The 17,124-nt window shown below is 72.6% G+C and carries 16 protein-coding genes; 4 read left to right on the forward strand and 12 right to left on the reverse strand.

What is annotated here, in order from left to right; translation table 11 throughout:
- Positions 1-2 precede the first annotated feature (2 nt).
- The 5 genes from ACH4SP_RS14375 to ACH4SP_RS14395 form a co-directional block, all read right to left on the reverse strand.
- On the reverse strand, positions 3-758 hold the full coding sequence (locus ACH4SP_RS14375) for a hypothetical protein (protein WP_398414389.1): 756 nt from the start codon (positions 756-758) through the stop codon (positions 3-5).
- 274 nt (positions 759-1,032) lie between these two features.
- A complete protein-coding gene (locus ACH4SP_RS14380) occupies positions 1,033-2,361 on the reverse strand; it encodes a cation:proton antiporter (protein ID WP_398414391.1) in 1,329 nt (442 codons plus the stop codon).
- 14 nt (positions 2,362-2,375) lie between these two features.
- On the reverse strand, positions 2,376-2,873 hold the full coding sequence (locus ACH4SP_RS14385; RefSeq protein WP_398414393.1) for a cation:proton antiporter regulatory subunit: 498 nt from the start codon (positions 2,871-2,873) through the stop codon (positions 2,376-2,378).
- 230 nt (positions 2,874-3,103) lie between these two features.
- Complete coding sequence (locus ACH4SP_RS14390) at positions 3,104-3,361, reverse strand: Rho termination factor N-terminal domain-containing protein (protein ID WP_398414395.1); 258 nt, start codon at positions 3,359-3,361, stop codon at positions 3,104-3,106.
- Between the two features lie 40 nt (positions 3,362-3,401).
- Complete coding sequence (locus tag ACH4SP_RS14395) at positions 3,402-3,824, reverse strand: ATP-binding protein (protein WP_398414397.1); 423 nt, start codon at positions 3,822-3,824, stop codon at positions 3,402-3,404.
- 248 nt (positions 3,825-4,072) lie between these two features.
- Here ACH4SP_RS14395 and ACH4SP_RS14400 point away from each other — a divergent pair, with 248 nt between their 5' ends.
- Positions 4,073-4,276, forward strand: coding sequence for a hypothetical protein (locus ACH4SP_RS14400; protein WP_398414399.1), 204 nt, complete (start codon positions 4,073-4,075; stop codon positions 4,274-4,276).
- On the opposite strand, the gene ACH4SP_RS14405 is transcribed toward ACH4SP_RS14400, so the two are convergent.
- Positions 4,249-6,738 carry an ATP-binding protein gene (locus tag ACH4SP_RS14405; RefSeq protein WP_398414401.1) on the reverse strand — a complete coding sequence of 830 codons (2,490 nt, stop codon included), beginning with the start codon at positions 6,736-6,738 and terminating at the stop codon, positions 4,249-4,251. The two genes, ACH4SP_RS14400 and ACH4SP_RS14405, sit on opposite strands and share 28 nt — an antisense overlap.
- 70 nt (positions 6,739-6,808) lie before the next feature.
- On the reverse strand, positions 6,809-9,253 hold the full coding sequence (locus tag ACH4SP_RS14410; RefSeq protein ID WP_398414403.1) for an ATP-binding protein: 2,445 nt from the start codon (positions 9,251-9,253) through the stop codon (positions 6,809-6,811).
- A gap of 351 nt (positions 9,254-9,604) precedes the next feature.
- On the opposite strand from ACH4SP_RS14410, the gene ACH4SP_RS14415 reads away from it, so the two are divergent.
- Positions 9,605-10,801 (forward strand): YsnF/AvaK domain-containing protein, encoded by a 1,197-nt coding sequence (locus ACH4SP_RS14415; RefSeq protein ID WP_398414405.1) that lies wholly within the window; start codon positions 9,605-9,607, stop codon positions 10,799-10,801.
- Positions 10,802-11,646: 845 nt separating this feature from the next.
- Complete coding sequence (locus ACH4SP_RS14420) at positions 11,647-13,155, forward strand: alpha/beta hydrolase (RefSeq protein ID WP_398414408.1); 1,509 nt, start codon at positions 11,647-11,649, stop codon at positions 13,153-13,155.
- Between the two features lie 85 nt (positions 13,156-13,240).
- On the opposite strand, the gene ACH4SP_RS14425 is transcribed toward ACH4SP_RS14420, so the two are convergent.
- The 5 genes from ACH4SP_RS14425 to ACH4SP_RS14445 form a co-directional block, all read right to left on the reverse strand.
- Entirely contained in the window at positions 13,241-13,777 is a 537-nt protein-coding gene (locus ACH4SP_RS14425; protein ID WP_398414410.1) for a hypothetical protein, read from the reverse strand.
- Between the two features lie 187 nt (positions 13,778-13,964).
- Positions 13,965-14,825, reverse strand: coding sequence for a sulfurtransferase (locus ACH4SP_RS14430; protein WP_398414412.1), 861 nt, complete (start codon positions 14,823-14,825; stop codon positions 13,965-13,967).
- 8 nt (positions 14,826-14,833) lie between these two features.
- Positions 14,834-15,277, reverse strand: a complete 444-nt coding sequence (locus ACH4SP_RS14435; protein ID WP_398414414.1) for a cytidine deaminase family protein — start codon at positions 15,275-15,277, stop codon at positions 14,834-14,836.
- 57 nt (positions 15,278-15,334) lie between these two features.
- A complete protein-coding gene (locus ACH4SP_RS14440; RefSeq protein ID WP_398414416.1) occupies positions 15,335-16,000 on the reverse strand; it encodes a permease prefix domain 1-containing protein in 666 nt (221 codons plus the stop codon).
- Entirely contained in the window at positions 15,997-16,371 is a 375-nt protein-coding gene (locus tag ACH4SP_RS14445) for a PadR family transcriptional regulator (RefSeq protein WP_398414417.1), read from the reverse strand. Before ACH4SP_RS14445 ends, ACH4SP_RS14440 begins: the two co-directional genes overlap by 4 nt.
- Positions 16,372-16,477: 106 nt before the next feature.
- Between ACH4SP_RS14445 and ACH4SP_RS14450 the strand changes: the two genes are divergently transcribed.
- Positions 16,478-17,032 (forward strand): hypothetical protein, encoded by a 555-nt coding sequence (locus ACH4SP_RS14450; RefSeq protein WP_398414419.1) that lies wholly within the window; start codon positions 16,478-16,480, stop codon positions 17,030-17,032.
- The last annotated feature ends 92 nt before the right edge of the window (positions 17,033-17,124 follow it).

Here is a 17,124-nt window from a genome sequence, read left to right on the forward strand (position 1 = left end):
TCCTAGCGGCCCGGTACCGCGGGCACGCCGGGCACTGCAGGAACCGCAGGCACCGCCGGTGCCGCAGCCACGCCGGGCACCGCGGGCACGGCAGGCACTGCGGGCGCCGCAGGTACCGCCGGTACTGCCGGCAGCGGCGGCACACCCGGTACCGCGGGCACCGCGGGAACGCCCGCCACCGGCGGCAGCGGCGGCACGCCCGGAAGCGTCGGGAGCTTCGGGAGGCCCTTCAGGTCCGGGGCCGGGAGGCCGCCGCCGAGCACGATGCTGACCAGGACGTTCACGGTGGCGGTGAGGACCCCCTGGACTGCGGGGACGATCGCCGCCACGTCGCCGCTCGTGATCGCCTTCAGGAGCGCGTCGACCTTGGCCTGGAGGTCCGCCAGTGCCTGCGTCTTCAGGTCGGGCTCGGCGTGGGCCTTGGTCGCGGGGGCCACCTTGGTGAGCGCGTCCAGCGCGTCCTTGACCGCCTTGCCGAGCTTGTCCGCTTCGCCGGCGGGCAGCTTGCCGTCCGGCGCCTTGAGTACGGCGTTCACCAGGTCGGTGACCGGCTTGAGGACGCCACCGGCATCGCCCAGCAGCTTCGACTGTGCGGCGAGCGCATCCGCGCCGGGTACGGGGACGGGTACCGGGGCGGCGGCCTCTGCGGTCACCGCCGGGTTGCTTACGGCCGAGAATGCCGGGCCCGCGGTGCCCAGTACGAGGGCACCGCACACTGCGGTCGAGACGAGAAGGCCGGCTTTCCGGGGCATGCGCATGAAGGGGGTCCTTTCGGAGGTGCGGAGGAGAGCGGAGTGCTCACCTCCACCGTCCGGAGGGTGATGACTTATCGCAATATTTCGGCCACTCAGCGCGAGGAAACAGAGCTGCCCGCCGGGTGGCGGGCAGCTCTGTGACCTTGGATTTCCAAGGAATTCCCGGTGTCACGGGCGGTTGTGAGAATGCGTCTGATCGAGGGACCGGAGGGCCGGGGGCCTCCTCCGTACGTCAGGACCGCGGTCTCCGTACGTCAGGACCGCGCCCTCCGTACGGTCAGGACCGCGACGTCTGCGTCGCCGACCCGGTGGACCCGGCAGCCCCGGCCGACCCGGCTGAACCCGCCGTCCCAGTCGATCCATTCGATCCGACCGACCCATTCGTCCCGGCCGACCCCGTCGACTCCGCCGCGATCATGTCCTCCAGCGTCGGCGGACCTGCGGCCGGTCGCTTGCGTCGGCCCTGTGCCCTCGTGACCAGCGGTTCCGTCCAACGGGCTGCCAGTGGGCCGATGATGACCAGGATCAGTACGTACGCCGTCGCGATCGGCCCGATCCGGGGTTCGGTCGCCACCGCGAGGCCCGCGATCACGATCGAGAACTCGCCGCGTGCGACCAGCGTGCCGCCCGCCCGCAGCCGTCCGCGCGGGCCGATCCCCGCGCGCCGGGCCGCGTACCAGCCCGTACCGATCTTGGTGAGCGTGGTGACGATCGCGAGGAGGAGCGCCGGGAGGAGTACGGGCGGGATGTCCGCCGGGTTCGTCGACAGGCCGAAGAAGACGAAGAAGACGGCGGCGAAGAGGTCCCGGAGCGGGGCGAGCAGCTTGTGCGCGCCCTCCGCGACCTCGCCCGACAGGGCGATGCCGACCAGGAACGCGCCGACCGCCGCCGAGACCTGGAGCTGCTGGGCGATCCCCGCGACCAGGACGGTGAGGCCGAGGACCACCAGGAGCAGCATCTCCGGGTTGTCCGAGGAGACCGCCCGGCTGATGAGGCGGCCGTGCCGGAGCGCCGCGTACAGGACCAGGCCGACCGTGCCGAGCGAGATGAGGAGCGTGACGCTGCCGCCCGCCAGGCCGACGCCCGCGAGCATCGCGGTGAGGAGCGGCAGGTAGACCGCCATCGCCAGGTCCTCCATGACGAGGACGCCGAGGATGACGGGGGTCTCGCGGTTGCCGAGGCGTCCCAGGTCGGTCATGACCTTGGCGATCACGCCGGACGACGAGATCCAGGTGACGCCCGCGAGGGCGACCGCGCCGACCGGGCCCCAGCCGAGGATGAGGGCGGCGACCGCGCCGGGCACCGCGTTGAGGAGGAAGTCGACGATTCCCGACGGGTACTGCGTCTTCAGACTGCTGACCAGCTCACTGGCGCTGTACTCAAGGCCGAGCAGGAGCAGCAGCAGGATGACGCCGATCTCGGCGCCCACGGCGGTGAAGTCCTCGCTCGCGTCGAGCGGTATCAGCCCGCCGTGGCCGAAGGCGAGTCCGGCCAGGAGGTAGAGGGGGATGGGGGAGAGGCCTATTCGGCCCGCGAGGCGCCCGATGATCCCCAGCGCGAGGATGACGGCGCCGAGTTCGATGAGGAGGGCGGTGGTGTTGTGCACGGTTCTCTACGCCCTCAGTCCTCGTCGGCGGTGGCGCCGGAGGCGGTGCCCGCGATGATCTCGGCCAGCGCGTCCACGCCCTCGCGGGTGCCGACCGCCACCAGGGTGTCCCCGATGGCGAGCCGGAAGCCGGGCTCGGGGGACGGGTGCGCGCTGGTCCTGCGCAGTACGGCCACGATCGAGGCGCCGGTACGGGAGCGGGCCTTGGTGTCGCCGAGCACCTTCCCGCCGTACAGCGACTTGGACGTCACCTGGATGTGCTCGGTCACGAGGTCGATGCCGTCGGTGCGCACCGCGTCGATCGGGGCGGCGTCGAGGAGGTGCGCGAGCGCGGTGGCCTCGTCCTGGGAGAGCGGAATCGCCTGCTGGCACGCGTCCGGGTCGTCCTGGTCGTAGAAGCCGATGAAGCGGCGGCCGTCGTGGTGGACGACGACGGAGAGGTGCCGCCCGCCTTCGGTGGTGAAGTCGTACTGGGTACCTATGCCGGGGAGAGTGGAGCGGCGGGTTCCCATGAGGGCCTCCATGGAAGCTCGAATACGCGGGCAAAACTGATCAACTTTAACTTTCCATTACCCTACTCCGCGCAAAGTGGGGGGCTTTGTGCCGGTATACAGCGAAACACGCATCCAGGGTGCGCGAGGGTCCGGGCAGACGTGTGCGGGTCGGGCCCGGTCGTCCGGGCCCGCCCCGCACACGTGCGTATGTACGGGTCGGCTTCGTGCGGGCGGTCGCCTCCGTGCGGTCAACGGCTCCGCAGGGCCTTGATGAGTTCGGCCTTCGTCATGCGGGAGCGGCCCTCGATGCCGATCTTCCTGGCCTCCGCGTAGAGGTCCTCCTTGGAGCGGCCCTCGTACGGTCCGGCCTTGCCGCCCCGCTGCCCGACGGCCCTGCGGGACGTGGCGGCCGCGCTGTTCGCGATGCGGGCGGCCTTCTCCTTGCCCGCGCCCTCGCGGCGCAGCGCCTGGTAGGTCTTCTCGTCCTTGATCTGCGGGTTCGGCATGGAAGAAACACCTCCGGGTGAGGGAGTGGACCTTCTACGCCTACCCCAGGACCAGGTGCACCCGCACCCGCTTGCCGCCCGCAAGCCGCTGGATGTCGTACTTGTGGCAGAGCGCGAGCACCAGTTCCAGGCCGTGGCCGCCGATCCGTTCCGGGTCGGGGGTGCCGGGCTGCGGGAGGCTGGTGTCGGTGTCCCACACGGTGATCTGGAGGCTGCCCCGGTCCGGGCCGTGCCGGTCCACCGACAGGTCGAGGAGACAGGGGCCAGGGGCGTACTTCGCGGCGTTGGTGACCAGTTCGCTGACCACGAGCTTCACCGTGCCGGAGATCTTCGGCGTCACCGGGATTCCGTAGAGGGTCTGGGCCCGCAACAGGAAATCGGCGGCGAAATCCCGTGCCTCACCGATCGTGCCGGGCGCACCGTCGTACGTCGCGCTGGCACTGAAAGGGATGGTCACCGCCATGGTCGCTTCCCGCACCGTCCGCACCACCCGTCTTCTCCGTACACCTGACGACCCCCGTGTTGTCCGGTGCTCTGCTGACGCGCTTTCCCCATCATGGCGTTTTCAGTCATGGGAAGTCCGGGAGATGCGGGGATGAGGGAGGGACGGGGCAGGCGTCGACGGGGCAGGCGTCAATGGGAGGGGGGAGGGGACCGCTCGTCGGAGGGACAGCGCGTTCGTCGGCGCGGGGGCCGGGGAAAACGGCAGCCATGAACCTCATGCACGCCGCGAGCCTCGTCGACAGCTGCGTCGACGGCCACGTCGACAGCCTTCATGTCGACAGCCTCGCCGTCGGTCTCGCCGCGGCCGGTCCCGATCTGCCCGTCGCCGCCCGGGTCGTCCTCGGTCTGGTCCTCGTCCTCGCGCTGCTGAGCGCCGCCGCCCGCTACCGCAGGCCGTCGTCGAAGGACTGAAGCCGGGCCGGCGACGGCTCGTCGGCCAGCGCCGCGATCTGGGTGCGGGACGAGAAGCCCAGCTTGGCCAGGATGTGCTCGACGTGGGCGTCGGCGGTGCGCTTGGAGATGACCAGGCGTTCGGAGATCTCCCGGTTGGTCAGGCCCGCCGAGACGAGGGCGGCGACCTCGCGTTCGCGCCGGGTGAGGTGGTCGGTGAGCTGGTCGGCGAGCGGCCCGGTGACCGGGCCGGTGAAGGGGCCACGGGCGGCGGACCGGCCGGCGCCCCGGCGCGGCGGCGGGGCCGGTGCCGGGACCGGGGACTCGGCCAGCGCCAGCTCGACCACCCGGTCCAGGGGCAGCCGGGCGCCCTGCGCGAAGAGGCGCGCGTACGTCGCCTCGCCCAGCTGCTCGCGTACGGCGGCCTCGACCCGGGCGCGGTCGTCCGGATAGAGGGCGACCCCGATCATCGGGTTGCCGATCGTGCGCCACAGCTCGCCGCAGGCACCCAGCAGCCAGGCCGCGAGGCGGGTGCGGTCCGTACCGGCGGCGCCCCAGGCGAGCAGCTCCAGACAGTTCGTGGTGCCGAAGACGTCCTGGAGTTCGCGGCTGAGCGTCACCGACTCGACGGCGAGGCGGAAGGCCTCCGCCGGGTCGCCGCGCACCCAGGCGGCCATCCCCTTGACGCCCAGGGCCTGGCTCCTGACCATGCACTCCCCCGCGGCGCCGTCGGAGCCCGCGCCGGGGCCCGACGCGATCCGGCGCAGCGCCTCGTCGGCGTGCAGGGTGGCCTCGTCGGCATGGCGCAGCAGGGAGTGCATGTAGGCCCGCTGGTAGTGGTGCACGATCAGGCCGAAGTGGTCGTCCAGCCGGTGCTGCATCACCAGGGAGTCGTCCAGCATCCGGCGCCCGTTCGCCTCGTCGCCGAACAGCCAGCCGACGCCGCCCGCATAGCCGAGGGCCAGGGCGAGGCCCAGCTCGTCACCGGCCTGGGCGGCGACCAGGCGGGCCGCTTCGAAGCCCGTCAGCGCGGGTTCGACGTCGCCCTGCATGGTGGCCAGGAGCGAACCCCACAGGAAGCCCGCCGCGCGTTCCTCGCAGGGTTCCGGTTCGAGCGCGAGGCCCTTGTCGATCCAGTACCTGCCCTCCTTGAACAGGCCCGCGACGGCCCAGAACGGCCACAGCCCGGCCGCCGCCCGCAGCGCGGGCCGCACCCCGTCCGGGCGGGCCAGCGCATGCTCAAGGGCGCTGCGCAGATTGGCCAGGTCGTGGTGCAACTGCCAGTACAGCGGCACCTGTTCTGAGGTGACGATGTGCTCGGCGAAGTGCCGGGCGCGCGCGAAGTAGTGGTCCTGGTGCCGCCGCGACAGCCGTACCCGCTCCGCCTCGGCGCACCGGTCGGCGCCGTACTCGCGGATCGTGTCGAGCAGCCGGTAGCGGGACCCGTCCTCGCCGACCCGCAGGACGACGGACTTGTCGACGAGCCCGACCAGGAACTCCAGCACCTCCGCACGCGGCAGCGCGTCCCCCTCCGGGTGCCCCTCCTCGTCCCCCTCCTCGTCCCCCTCCTCGTCCCCCTCCTCTCCCTCGTCCCCCGCGCAGATCTCCTCGACGGCGGTCAGGTCGAAGGGCCCGGCGAACACCGAGAGCCGTGCCCACAGCAGCCGTTCGGGCTCGGAGCAGAGGTCGTGGCTCCAGTCGATGGCCGTACGGAGCGTCTGGTGGCGCGGGAGCACGGCGCTGCGCCGCCCGCCGGTGAGGAGCTGGAAGCGGTGCTCCAGACGTGCGGTGAGCTGCGCGAGGGGCAGCGCCCGCAGCCGTACGGTCGCGAGCTCGATGGCGAGCGGGATGCCGTCGAGGCGCCTGCACAGGGCGGTGACGTCGGCGCGGTTGCCTGCGTCGACGGTGAAGCCGGGCAGCACGGCTGCGGCCCGCTGCGCGAACAGCGCGACCGCGTCTCCGTTCTCCAACGGCGGTACAGGCAGGGTGTGTTCGCCCGGAACGTCGAGCGGCTGGCGGCTCGTCGCGAGGACGGTGACGCCCGGCACCTCCCGCAGCAGCAGGTCGGCGAGGAGCGCGCACGCGTCGAGGAGGTGCTCGCACGTGTCCAGCACCAGCAGCATCCGGCGCGGCGCGAGGTGCTCCATGACGACGTCGAGCATGTCCCGGCCGGTCTGCTCGGGAAGCCCCAGCGCGTCGGCGACGGCGCCGGGCAGCAGCTCGGGGTCGTGCAGCGCGGACAGTTCGACGAGGACGCCGCCGTCGTCGAACTCGCCCTTCGCACCGAGCGCGGTACGCAGCGCGAGCCGGCTCTTGCCGACGCCGCCGGGCCCGATCAGGGTGACGAGCCGGGACCGGCGCAACAGCTCCCGCACCTGGTGCAGTTCAGCGGTGCGGCCGACGAAGCCCGTCACTTCGAGGGGCAGTGTGCCGGTGCGCCGGGTGTAGCCGAGTGCCATGTCGCCCCCATGTGCGGTGCTCAAGGTGCGTACCGGTGCGGCCCGTCGGGGGCACCGCATCCCAGCGTACGGTTCCGGCTACCGGGAGTCCCGGCTAACTCCGGCCGTCGGAACGCCGCCTGGGCGTGCCGGAGCCAGCGCCCGTACCCGTACCCGCGCCTGGTTCCTTGCCCGGGATGCCGCCGCCCCGCGCGCTGCCGTTCGCTCCGCGCTCCGACGTCCTGGGTCGCGGCAGCCCCCGCCCCTGTGCCAGGGCCGCGATCTGGGTGCGGGACGAGAAGCCCAGCTTGGCCAGGATGTGCTCGATGTGCGCGTCGGCCGTCCGCTTGGAGATGACCAGCTGCTCGGAGATCTCCCGGTTGGTGAGACCGGCCGAGACGAGGGTGGCGACCTCGCGTTCGCGCCGGGTGAGGCTCTCGTACGAGGGCGGCCGGTCGCCGGGACCGGTCGGGTTCAACGGGCGGGTGGCACCGGCCAGGGCCAGCTCCACCGCCTGGTCGAGCGAGAGCTGGGCGCCCTGTGCGAAGAGCAGCTGGAACTCCGCGGGGCCCAGCGCCCCGCGCACCTGCTCCTCCACCCGCGAGTGGTCGTCCTGGTAGATGGCCACGCCGATCATGGGGGAGCCGATCTTGCGCCAGAGCTCGCTGCAGGTGCCGAGCAGCCAGGCGGCGAGACGGTTGCAGCCGGTCTCGGCGGACCCCCAGGCCAGCAGCTCCAGGGAGTTCGTCGCGGCGTAGGAGTCTCTCAACTCCCGGCTGGAGCGCAGTGATTCGCGGGCGAGCCGGACGCTTTCGGGGGCGTCGCCCCTGGTCCAGGCGGCCATGCCCTTGATGCCGAGCACCTGGCTGGTGATCATGCATTCGCCGACGCCGCCGCCGGGGGCCTCGGAGATCCGCCGCAGTGCCTCGTCGGCGTGCGCGTCGGACTCGTCGGAGCGACGTATCAGCGATTGGATGTACGCGCTGGTGTGGTGGTGCACCACCAGGCCGAGCGGGTCGCCGATGCGGAGCTGCCCGGCGAGGGCCTCGGAGGAGGTGCCGCGCCCGTTGGCCTCGTCGCCCGACATCCAGGCGATGCCGCCGATGTAGCCGAGGGCCAGCACCCGGTCGAGTTCGGAGCCGCACGCCTCGGCGATCCGGCAGGTCTCCTGGAAACCCGCGAGCGCGGGCCCGACGTCCCCCTGCATGACGGCCAGCAGGCTCCCCCAGAGCAGTGCCTGCGAGCGCTCCCGCGACGGCTCGTGGTCCAGGGCGAGGCCCTTGCCCAGCCAGTACCTGCCCTCCTTGAGCAGCCCCGCCGTCGACCAGAACGGCCACAGCCTGCCCGCCATCACCAGGGCGGGCCGCACCCCGTCCGGCCGCGACAGCGAGTACTCCAGTGCGCTGCGCAGATCGGCGAGGTCGCGGTGCAACTGCCAGTAGAGCGGCACCTGTTCGGCGGTGAGCAGCATCTCGAAGAAGTACGAGGCGCGCCCCAGGTAGTGGTCCCGGTGGCGCCGTCTGCACCGCTCGCGCTCCGCCTCCGTACACCTGTCGGCGCCGTACTCGCGGATCGTGTCGAGCAGCCGGTAGCGGGCGCCCTCGTCGCCGTCCCGCAGGACGACGGACTTGTCGACGAGCCCGACCAGATGCTCCAGGATCTCCGAACGGGCGAGACTGCCGTGCTCCTCGTCGTCGGAACAGACCTCCTCGACGGCGGTCAGGTCGAAGGATCCGGCGAACACCGAGAGCCGTGCCCACAGCAGCCGTTCGGGCTCGGAGCAGAGGTCGTGGCTCCAGTCGATGGCGGTGCGGAGCGTCTGGTGGCGGGGCAGGGCCGCGCTGCGCCGGCCGCCGGTCAGCACCTGGAAGCGCTGTTCCAGGCGGGCGGCCAGCTGTGCGAGGGGCAGCGCCCGCAGCCGTACGGTCGCGAGCTCGATGGCGAGGGGGATGCCGTCGAGACGGGTGCACAGGGCGAGTACGTCCCCGCGGTTGCCGTCGGTCACCGCGAAGCCGGGGACGACGGCAGCGGCCCGCTGGGCGAACAGCTCGATCGCGTCCTCGTCGCCCAACGGCGGTACGAGCAGGGTGTGTTCACCGGGGACGTCGAGCGGCTGGCGGCTGGTCGCGAGGAGGGTGACGCCCGGCGCCTCGCGCAGCAGCAGGTCGGCGAGGAGCGCGCACGCGTCGAGGAGGTGCTCGCACGTGTCCAGCACCAGCAGCAGACGCAGGTCCTCCAGATGCTCGACCACCACGTCCACCATCACCCGCCCGGACTGCTCGGGCAGCCCCAGCGCGTCGGCGACGGCGCCGGGCAGCAGCTCGGGGTCGTGCAGGGCGGACAGCTCGACGAGTACGACTCCGTCGTCGTACTCCCCCTTCAGGGAGAGCGCGGTACGCAGCGCGAGACGGCTCTTGCCGACGCCGCCCGGCCCGATCAGGGTGGCGAGCCGGGACCGGCGCAGCAGCTCCCGGACCCGGTCGAGCTCCGCGACGCGGCCGACGAAGCCCGTCACTTCGACGGGCAGCGTGCCGGTGCGCCGGGTGTAGCCGAGTGCCATGTCGCCCCCACACGCGGATCTCGATGTGCTCTCAATGTGCGTACCAGTGTGGCTCGTTAGGGCGTCACTGTCAGCGTAAGGACCGCACGGTGACCGGTCGTGACGGTTGCGGGCAAGAGCGCATGCCCCGGCCGGTTCACTCGAACGGAGTACATGGTGGGGAACCCGCCCGATGGCCCCCGAAAGGCCTGCTAAGGCGGGAGGGGCGGCCCCGGCGGGTACGGCGATCGTCCGCCGGGGCGATCACTGCGGTCGCGGGCGGCGCGGCGGTCCCGCGCACTGGACGTATGCGCAGGGCATCGCACTGAATCGGTGCTGCATCGGTGCTGCGCGAAAGGAGAAGAAGAGCCCATGACCGCTCCCAACGGCTACACCCCTGAGGACCTGTCCGGCGCGAACCTGGTCGACGCCGAGGGCAACAAGGTCGGGGCCGTGCAGAAGGTCTACCGAGACGACAGCACCGGGCAACCGGAGTGGGTCACGGTGAGGACCGGGCTGTTCGGCACCAAGGAGACCTTCGTCCCGCTGGCGGGCGCCACCCGCACCGACAACGGTCTGCGGGTCCCGCACAGCAAGGACCTCATCAAGGACGCGCCGCGCATCGACGTCGACGGCCACCTGGACCGTACGGAGGAGGGCACCCTCTACCAGCACTACGGTCTGACGGGCCAGGACGGTACGACGGGCCGGGGCGGAGAGGTGTACGGCGACGGCTTCGTGGCCCGCGAGGCGCCCTCGCAGGACACGTTGACGGACACCGCCACGGACACCGCCACGGACACCGCCGCGGACACCGCCGCGGACACCTCGACGGACCACCACGCGACCGCGTTCGCGGGCACGACGGCGGCGATGGGCACCGGAATGGCGGGCGGCATTGCGGGCGGAACGGCCGGCGGCGCGGCAACGGCCGCAACCCACGCGAGGCCCACCTCCGCCCCCCTCACCACCCCTGCCTCCGCCTCTGCCTCTGCCTCGGGCCGAGTGCAGGCCACCACCCGTCCCCTGGCCGGAGCCGGAACGGGCGGCGCCCGAACCCTGGCGGGCGCGGGCGCACCGACCCGCGGCGCGGCAGCCGACATGACAGGACGCACCGCCCCCGGCACGACCGGCACCAAGGGCCAGACCGAGGAAATCCTGCTCTCCGAGGAGCGGTTGAACGTCGCGACCGAGGAACACGAGAGCGGCCGCGCACAGCTGCGCAAGCGTGTGGTGACGGAGGACGTGACGAAGGCCGTCGAGGTCAGCCACGAAGAGGTACGCGTCACCCGCGTGCCGATCACCGACGAGGAACGCCGAACGGGCCGCACGGCGGCCAACATCGGCGAGGGCCAGGTGGAAGTGGTCCTCCACGAGGAGCGCGCGGTGATGAGCAAGGAGACCGTCCCGGTGGAACGGGTCCGCCTGGAGGTCTACAAGGTGACCGAACAGCAGGAGGTCTCGGGCCAGATCCGCAAGGAAGAAGTCGAGTACGACGAAGGCCTCCGCGCCAAACACGCGGGCAGCCGCGAGAGCTGGACCCCGGACACGGACCACGGCAAGCGCTGAGCGCTCCGCTGGATGTGCCGCGGGGTGCCGTTGCTCATCTGCGGCGCCGTCGTGGCTGGTCGCGCAGTTCCCCGCGCCCCTATGGGGCGCTGCCGAACAGCAGCGGACTTCCCCCGTCCCGCTTGGGGGGGCGGGGCCGGGGCGGCCCTGCCCGCGTCCACCCCCTCGGGACGGGCCCCGGGGCCCGTCCCGGCCCAGGGGCCGGACTCTCAGTCCCGGCCCCTGACCCCCGGCGTCTGGCCCCTGGGCCCGGCCCCCGGGCCCTGGCCTCCGGCCCCCGGCCCTGGCCTCCGGCCCCCGGCCCTGGCCTCCGGCCCCCGGCCCTGGCCTCGGCCCCTGGCCCCGGCCCTGGCCTCGGCCCCTGGCCCCGGCCCCTGGCCTCGGCCCCTGGCCCCGGCCCCTGGCCCCGGCCCCTGGCCCCGGCCCCTGGCCCCGGCCCCTGGCCCCGGCCCCCGGCCCCGGCCCCCGGCCTCGGCCCCCGGCCCCGGCCCCGGCCCCCGGCCCCGGCCCCGGCCCCCGGACTCGGACCCCGGATCCCGGCGTCCGGACCCCCGGGCTCGGCCCGGGGCGAACCCCGGAGTCCGCTTCGGGACCGGCTGTTCGACGTCGGCCGGGCTGAAGATTCGGCCCGGCCGACGTGTGAGGGCATCGGTGACAGCACCGCTCCACAGCCCGCACGCACCAAACCGCCCCACCCGTCCCGGCCCACCTCACCCGTCCCGGCCCACCTCACCCCTGCCGCCCCACCCGTGCCACCCCATCCGCCCCACCCTGTGGCTACCCCCACCCCACACCCGCCAGCCTGCCCGATGGGGCTCGTGCGAGCGCCCAACTAGCTTCAGTGCATGCCCAGTTACCGCACCAAGAGCCTCCTCCTCGCCCTGTCGACGGCCGCCGTCGCCACGTCCCTCTCCATGGCCGGCGGCAACACAGCCGCCGCGACCCCCGCCACTCCCTCCCTCACCTGGACCCCCTGCGTCCAGCCGGGCGGCCCCGCCGCCCAGGAGTGCGCCACCCTTCCCGTCCCGCTCGACTACCGGGACCCCACCGGCCCCCGGCTCTCCCTCGCGGTCTCCCGCATCCGCAGCGACCGCCCCGACAAGCGCCGGGGGGTGCTCATGGTCCTCCCGGGCGGGCCGGGCGGCTCCGGTGTGCAGCAGCTCGCGCCGAAGAGCAAGGCGCTGCTGCCCCGCATGGAGGGCACGTACGACCTCGTCGCTTTCGACCCGCGCGGGGTCGGCGGCAGCACCAGAGCGAGCTGCCAACTCCCGCCCGCCGACCGCCATGTGGTGACCCTGCGGTCCTGGCCGGGACCGGACGGCCGGATCGACGAGAACGTCGACCGTTCCCGCCGCACCGCCGACCTCTGTGCCCGCAACGGCGGCGCCGTCCTCCGCAGCTTCACCTCCGCCAACCAGGCACGGGACATGGATCTGCTCCGGCGCGCGCTCGGCGAGCGGAAGATCTCCACCTGGAGCGTCTCGTACGGGGCGTACGTCTCCGCGGTGTACGCGCAGAAGTTCCCGCACCGCACGGACCGCTGGGTGCTGGACAGCATCGGTGACCCCGACCCGAACCGGGTCGCACAGGGCTGGATGGTGAACACCGGACAGGCCGTCGAGGACCGCTTCCCCGACTTCGCGAAGTGGGCCGCCGACCCGGCGCAGGGCAAGCTGCGACTCGCCCAACAGCCCGGTCAGGTAAGGGAGTTGGTGCTCAGGCTGGCCGCCCGTCTGGACCGCTCCCCGATGGAGTCGACCACGAGCGGCGTCCCCCTCACCGGCAACCGGCTGCGCCAGTCCCTCCACAACGCCCTGTACGGCAACGAGTTCGGGCCGCTCGCCACGATGATCCAGCAGGCCCTCAAGGCGGACCCCGAGGACAGGCCGGTGCTGACGCCCGACGTGTCAGGGCCGCTGCCGGACGAGGACGCGGCCATCACGATGGCCGTCATCTGCAACGACGTGCGCTGGCCGACCGGCCCCGGCACGGTCGACGCGTACCGCAAGAGCGTCGCTGAGAACCGGGCCCGCTTCCCCCTCACCGCGGGCCTGCCCGCCAACATCACGCCCTGCTCGTTCTGGCGGGCCCCGGCCGAGAAGCCCACCCGGATCACCTCTGAAGGCCCCTCGAACGTACTGATGGTCCAGAACCGCCGCGACCCCGCCACCCCGTACTTCGGCGCCCTCAAGATGCGCGAGGCGCTCGGCGACCGGGCCCGTATGGTCACGGTCGAGGACCCGGGCGGCCACGGGGCCTACCTGAAGAACGGCAACGCGTGCGGCGACGACCTGGTGAGCAAGTACCTGACCACCGGAGCGCGGCCCGCGAAGGATGCGTACTGCGGCAAGTAGGGCCATGAGGAAGGGGGTTGGGGCAGCGGGTGCAAAGGAGCCGCCCCCGCTTCTCCAACCCCGAGGCCTACTCCAGCCCCGAGGCCTACTCCAGCCCCGAGACCCGGAACACCGTCCGCGCCGTCTCCCGGTCGATCCGGTCCCCGAGCTGCCGCAGCGCCGTCGTCCCGCACAGCAGCGTGCCGTGCGCGACGCACGCGCGTGCGTCGGTGTCGAGCAGCCGCCACAGCGCCGGATTGGCGACCAGCACCTTGGGGTCGAGCTCGACCCTGCCCCCGTCGGCGTCCCGCAGCACCATCCGCTGCGCGACCCCGTCCGCCCACCGCACCGACACCAGCCGGTCCGTACGGACGACATGCACGCCGAACACCCCGCGGGCGACGAGCCACCCGGCCCCCGCGCTGACCCGTACCGGCACCAGGATCACCAGCAGCAGCCCGGCCAGCCCGGCCCACAGCGCCGCTCGCGGCCAGCTCGCCGAATCGGCACTCACGTCGATCACCAACAGCATCACCAGCAACATCAGGGCGCACCGCACGGCATGCCGTACGTCATCGCCCCACTCGGTGTCGTACGCACGGCTGCCCCCCGGGCCGCACGCCGGTCCTCCCTCGGCTCCCATGAGGGGGAGGCTATGCGGGGGAATCCACCGGGTCGACGGGAGTTGACGCGTCACTGACGAATGCCGTCAAATCCTGGCGAGTACTTGATGTGCGCTTGACGTACTGGAAGCGCTGGCGGCGCTGGCGGCGCAGAAGACACCGGAGGCGCAGGAGTCATGCGGGGCATCCGCAGCCCCACCCGCTCCTTCACGCCTCCCCAGTCACCACCGGCGTCCCCGCCCCCTCCAGCCCCCACTCGCTCCACGACCCGTCGTACACGGAAACGTCCGTACGCCCGGCCAGCTCGGCCCCCAGCGCCAGCACGCACGCGGTCACCCCGGAGCCGCAGCTGACCACCAACGGCCCCTCCACTCCCGCCAGTTCGCGGAACACCTCCCGCAGCTCCACCGCCGGACGCATCCGTCCGTGCCCGTCCTGCAGCTCTCCGAACGGCAGGTTCACCGCCCCCGGCATGTGCCCTCCGCGCAGCCCGGCCCGGGGCTCAGGGTCCGTACCGGCGAACCGCCCACGGCTGCGCGCGTCGAGCACCGTGGTGCGTCCGTCCTCCAGTGCCGCCCGCACCTCGTCCCGCCCAACGAACGCCCCGGTCTTCTCCCGTACGACGAACTCACCGTCAGCAGAAGCGACTTGGGTGACCGGCTGGTCCTCGACCGGCAGGCCGGCCGCCAACCACCTCGGCAGCCCGCCGTCCAGTACGGCGACCCGGTCGAAGCCCAGGGTGCGCAGCATCCACCAGGCGCGTGCACTGGAGTAGATCCCGACCGCGTCGTAGACGACGACCCGCTCGTCGCTGCTGATCCCCAACGCCCGTACCCGTGCGGCGAATTGCTCGATCTCCGGCATGGTGTGCGGCGGCAGGCCGGTCCCGTGGTCCGACATCTCCCCGTCGATGTCGAAGATCCGGGCGCCCGGAATCCAGGGCCCCTTGCGCCGATGCGCGCCCACGGACGCGTCCAGCACCACCGGTCCCGCTGCTCCCGTGTGCGCTGCCAGCCACTCGGCCCCGACCAGCGCCCCGGGCCACGCGTTCCCCGCCGCAGCACTCATGACTGTCCCTACCCCTCTTCCAGCACGGTGCCCGCGCCGTCCTCCGGCGTCCACCGGGTCGCGTACGGCATCAACTCCTCGTTCCGTACGCTCCGCAGGCCGTCCGTGGTCGGCAGGATCACCCGGATCCCGGGATGGAAGTCGAGCAGCACCTGCCGGTCCCGGCCGCACGGGTTCACCGGCCCGCGCCCGCCGTCCCCCACGGCGACGATCGCCACCAGCTCCCGGGCGCCCGAGGCCCGCGCGTTGCCCAGCGCGACCAGCTCGGCGCAGGGGCCGCCGGTGAAGTGGAAGACGTTGATCCCGCCGTGCATCCGCCCGTCGGCACCGCGCACGGCGGCCCCCATGGTGTGGATACCGGCCTCGCCGTCCCCATGGGTGTCGACGATCTCCCGCGCGTAGGCGACGAGCTCCTCTTCATCCGCGGTCAGTTCACGCATCGAAGTCTCCATGCGCGGCATGCTACGGAGCGTACGGGCCGACGGCCTGTGGTTATTTCTCCCGGGCCGCTACTTCAGGGCACAGGCCCGGCACGCCCTGGCCGAGCCCGCGACAACGGCGTGCGACGCCGCGGCAAGCGCACAGGCCACGGCCGTCAGCACCCATTCCTCGGCGAGCACCGACGCACCGGCGAGCGCGAGCGTGGCCACGGCCATCGCCGCGCTCGCGGTGGTCCCCGTCCAGGCGACGGCGACCGGCAGCCGGCGCAGGTCGGGCAGCCACCGTGCGAACGCGCCGGTGGCCGCCAGCGCCACCCCGGCGAGCAGCACCGCACCACCCGCGACCGAGGCCAGCTGAACGGCGACGAAGTGCGCGGCGCGCGGCAAGGCCCCGTCCTGTGCGTGCCCGGCCCTGTTCACCAAGTACCAGCAGGCGACCAGGAAGGGCGCGGTGAGGGCCACGACGCGGGCGGTGTGCCGGGCCTGGGCGACGGTCAGTTCGCGCTGACAGCTCTCGGCCAGCTCACCGACCTCCCCGAACTCCTCCACGGCCCTGTGCACGGCACGCTCGTACGGAACGCCTTCGTGGACGAGCGCCGCCACCGTGTCCCCGAGACCGTCCCGCATCTCCGCGACCAGGCGGGCCTTGGCGCGTACGGGACCGCGCAGTGCGGCGTCGAGCCCGGCGACGTACTCCTCGACGGGGTCCCCGTGCCGCTCGGTGGACACGCTCATGTGGCCAGTCCCCGGGGTGCGGGTGCGGCGGGGTTGAGCGTGGCGGGGTTGAGTGCGGGGTTGAGCACCGATCCGATCGCCGCCGTGAAGTCCTGCCAGGCCGTGCGCTCCTCGGCGAGGAACCGCCGCCCGGCGTCGGTCAACTCGTAACAACGGCGCTTGCGTTGGCCGTCGCCCTCCCACTTGCTGTGCAACAGCCCGACCCGCTCCAGCCGGTTCAGTGCCGGGTAGATGGTCCCGGTCCGCAGTTCGAGTGCGCCACCGCTGCGCTCCTGCACGGCGGTGATGATCGCGTACCCGTGCAACGGGCCGGGTTCGACGACCGCCAGCAGCAAGCCGTCCAGGTGTCCGCGTACCGCATCCTGCTTCATGCGTAGGCAGCCTACACAAGCCCCCGCATCTGTGCTTACCTGCATCCGTGCTTACCTATTGGCAGACAACCTATTGCCAGCAAACTCCCGAAGGGCCGGCCTCCCCATGACGAAGGTGCTCCTCTCCCTCCATGTGCTGGTCGCGATCGTGGCGATCGGGCCGATCACCGTGGCGGCGTCGATGTTCCCCCGTTACGCCAAACCGCCGGCCCCGGAGGGCGGGCCCGTGCGCGGAGACGGCGACGACCACGACCTCCGTACGGCCGCGTTCCTGCACAAGATCTGCCGGGCCTATACGTCCGTGGGCATCGCGGTACCGGTCCTCGGCATCGCGACCGGTGCGGTGATGGGGGTGCTGGGCGATGCGTGGCTGATCGCGTCGATCGTGCTGACGGGCGTGGCCGCGGGCGTGCTGCTGGCGCTGGTGCTCCCGGGCCAGGAGGAACTGCTCGAAGAGCCGGATGCGGAGCCGGTTGCGGAGCCGGATGCGGATGCGGAGAAGGGGACGGAGTCGGGGACAGGGGCGGGGACGGCGACGGATGTGACGACCCGCCGCGCCGCCGCCACCAGGCTCGCCATGACCACCGGCATCTTCAATCTGCTCTGGGGTGTCGTCGTCGTTCTGATGATCGTCCGCCCGGGCTCCACCACAGGGGCCTGACCAGGGTGTCGGTTACCGCCGCTTTCCTCGCCGGTTGAGGCGGGGCGGCAGGGGCGGGGCTTCCGGTGCGCTGTGTGCCGGAAGCCCCGCTC

The sequence above is a fragment of the Streptomyces sp. NPDC021093 genome, from assembly GCF_044333135.1.
GTDB lineage: Bacteria > Actinomycetota > Actinomycetes > Streptomycetales > Streptomycetaceae > Streptomyces.

Bases quoted from the DNA above. Each gene is read 5' to 3' on its own strand.
- ACH4SP_RS14395 (WP_398414397.1), bottom strand. From the start codon at position 3,824: ATGGCGGTGACCATCCCTTTCAGTGCCAGCGCGACGTACGACGGTGCG.
- ACH4SP_RS14390 (WP_398414395.1), bottom strand. From the start codon at position 3,361: ATGCCGAACCCGCAGATCAAGGACGAGAAGACCTACCAGGCGCTGCGC.
- ACH4SP_RS14435 (WP_398414414.1), bottom strand. From the start codon at position 15,277: ATGGAGACTTCGATGCGTGAACTGACCGCGGATGAAGAGGAGCTCGTC.
- ACH4SP_RS14420 (WP_398414408.1), top strand. From the start codon at position 11,647: ATGCCCAGTTACCGCACCAAGAGCCTCCTCCTCGCCCTGTCGACGGCC.
- ACH4SP_RS14440 (WP_398414416.1), bottom strand. From the start codon at position 16,000: ATGAGCGTGTCCACCGAGCGGCACGGGGACCCCGTCGAGGAGTACGTC.
- ACH4SP_RS14430 (WP_398414412.1), bottom strand. From the start codon at position 14,825: ATGAGTGCTGCGGCGGGGAACGCGTGGCCCGGGGCGCTGGTCGGGGCC.
- ACH4SP_RS14410 (WP_398414403.1), bottom strand. From the start codon at position 9,253: ATGGCACTCGGCTACACCCGGCGCACCGGCACGCTGCCCGTCGAAGTG.
- ACH4SP_RS14375 (WP_398414389.1), bottom strand. From the start codon at position 758: ATGCGCATGCCCCGGAAAGCCGGCCTTCTCGTCTCGACCGCAGTGTGC.
- ACH4SP_RS14385 (WP_398414393.1), bottom strand. From the start codon at position 2,873: ATGGGAACCCGCCGCTCCACTCTCCCCGGCATAGGTACCCAGTACGAC.
- ACH4SP_RS14445 (WP_398414417.1), bottom strand. From the start codon at position 16,371: ATGAAGCAGGATGCGGTACGCGGACACCTGGACGGCTTGCTGCTGGCG.
- ACH4SP_RS14415 (WP_398414405.1), top strand. From the start codon at position 9,605: ATGACCGCTCCCAACGGCTACACCCCTGAGGACCTGTCCGGCGCGAAC.
- ACH4SP_RS14400 (WP_398414399.1), top strand. From the start codon at position 4,073: ATGAACCTCATGCACGCCGCGAGCCTCGTCGACAGCTGCGTCGACGGC.
- ACH4SP_RS14450 (WP_398414419.1), top strand. From the start codon at position 16,478: ATGACGAAGGTGCTCCTCTCCCTCCATGTGCTGGTCGCGATCGTGGCG.
- ACH4SP_RS14425 (WP_398414410.1), bottom strand. From the start codon at position 13,777: ATGGGAGCCGAGGGAGGACCGGCGTGCGGCCCGGGGGGCAGCCGTGCG.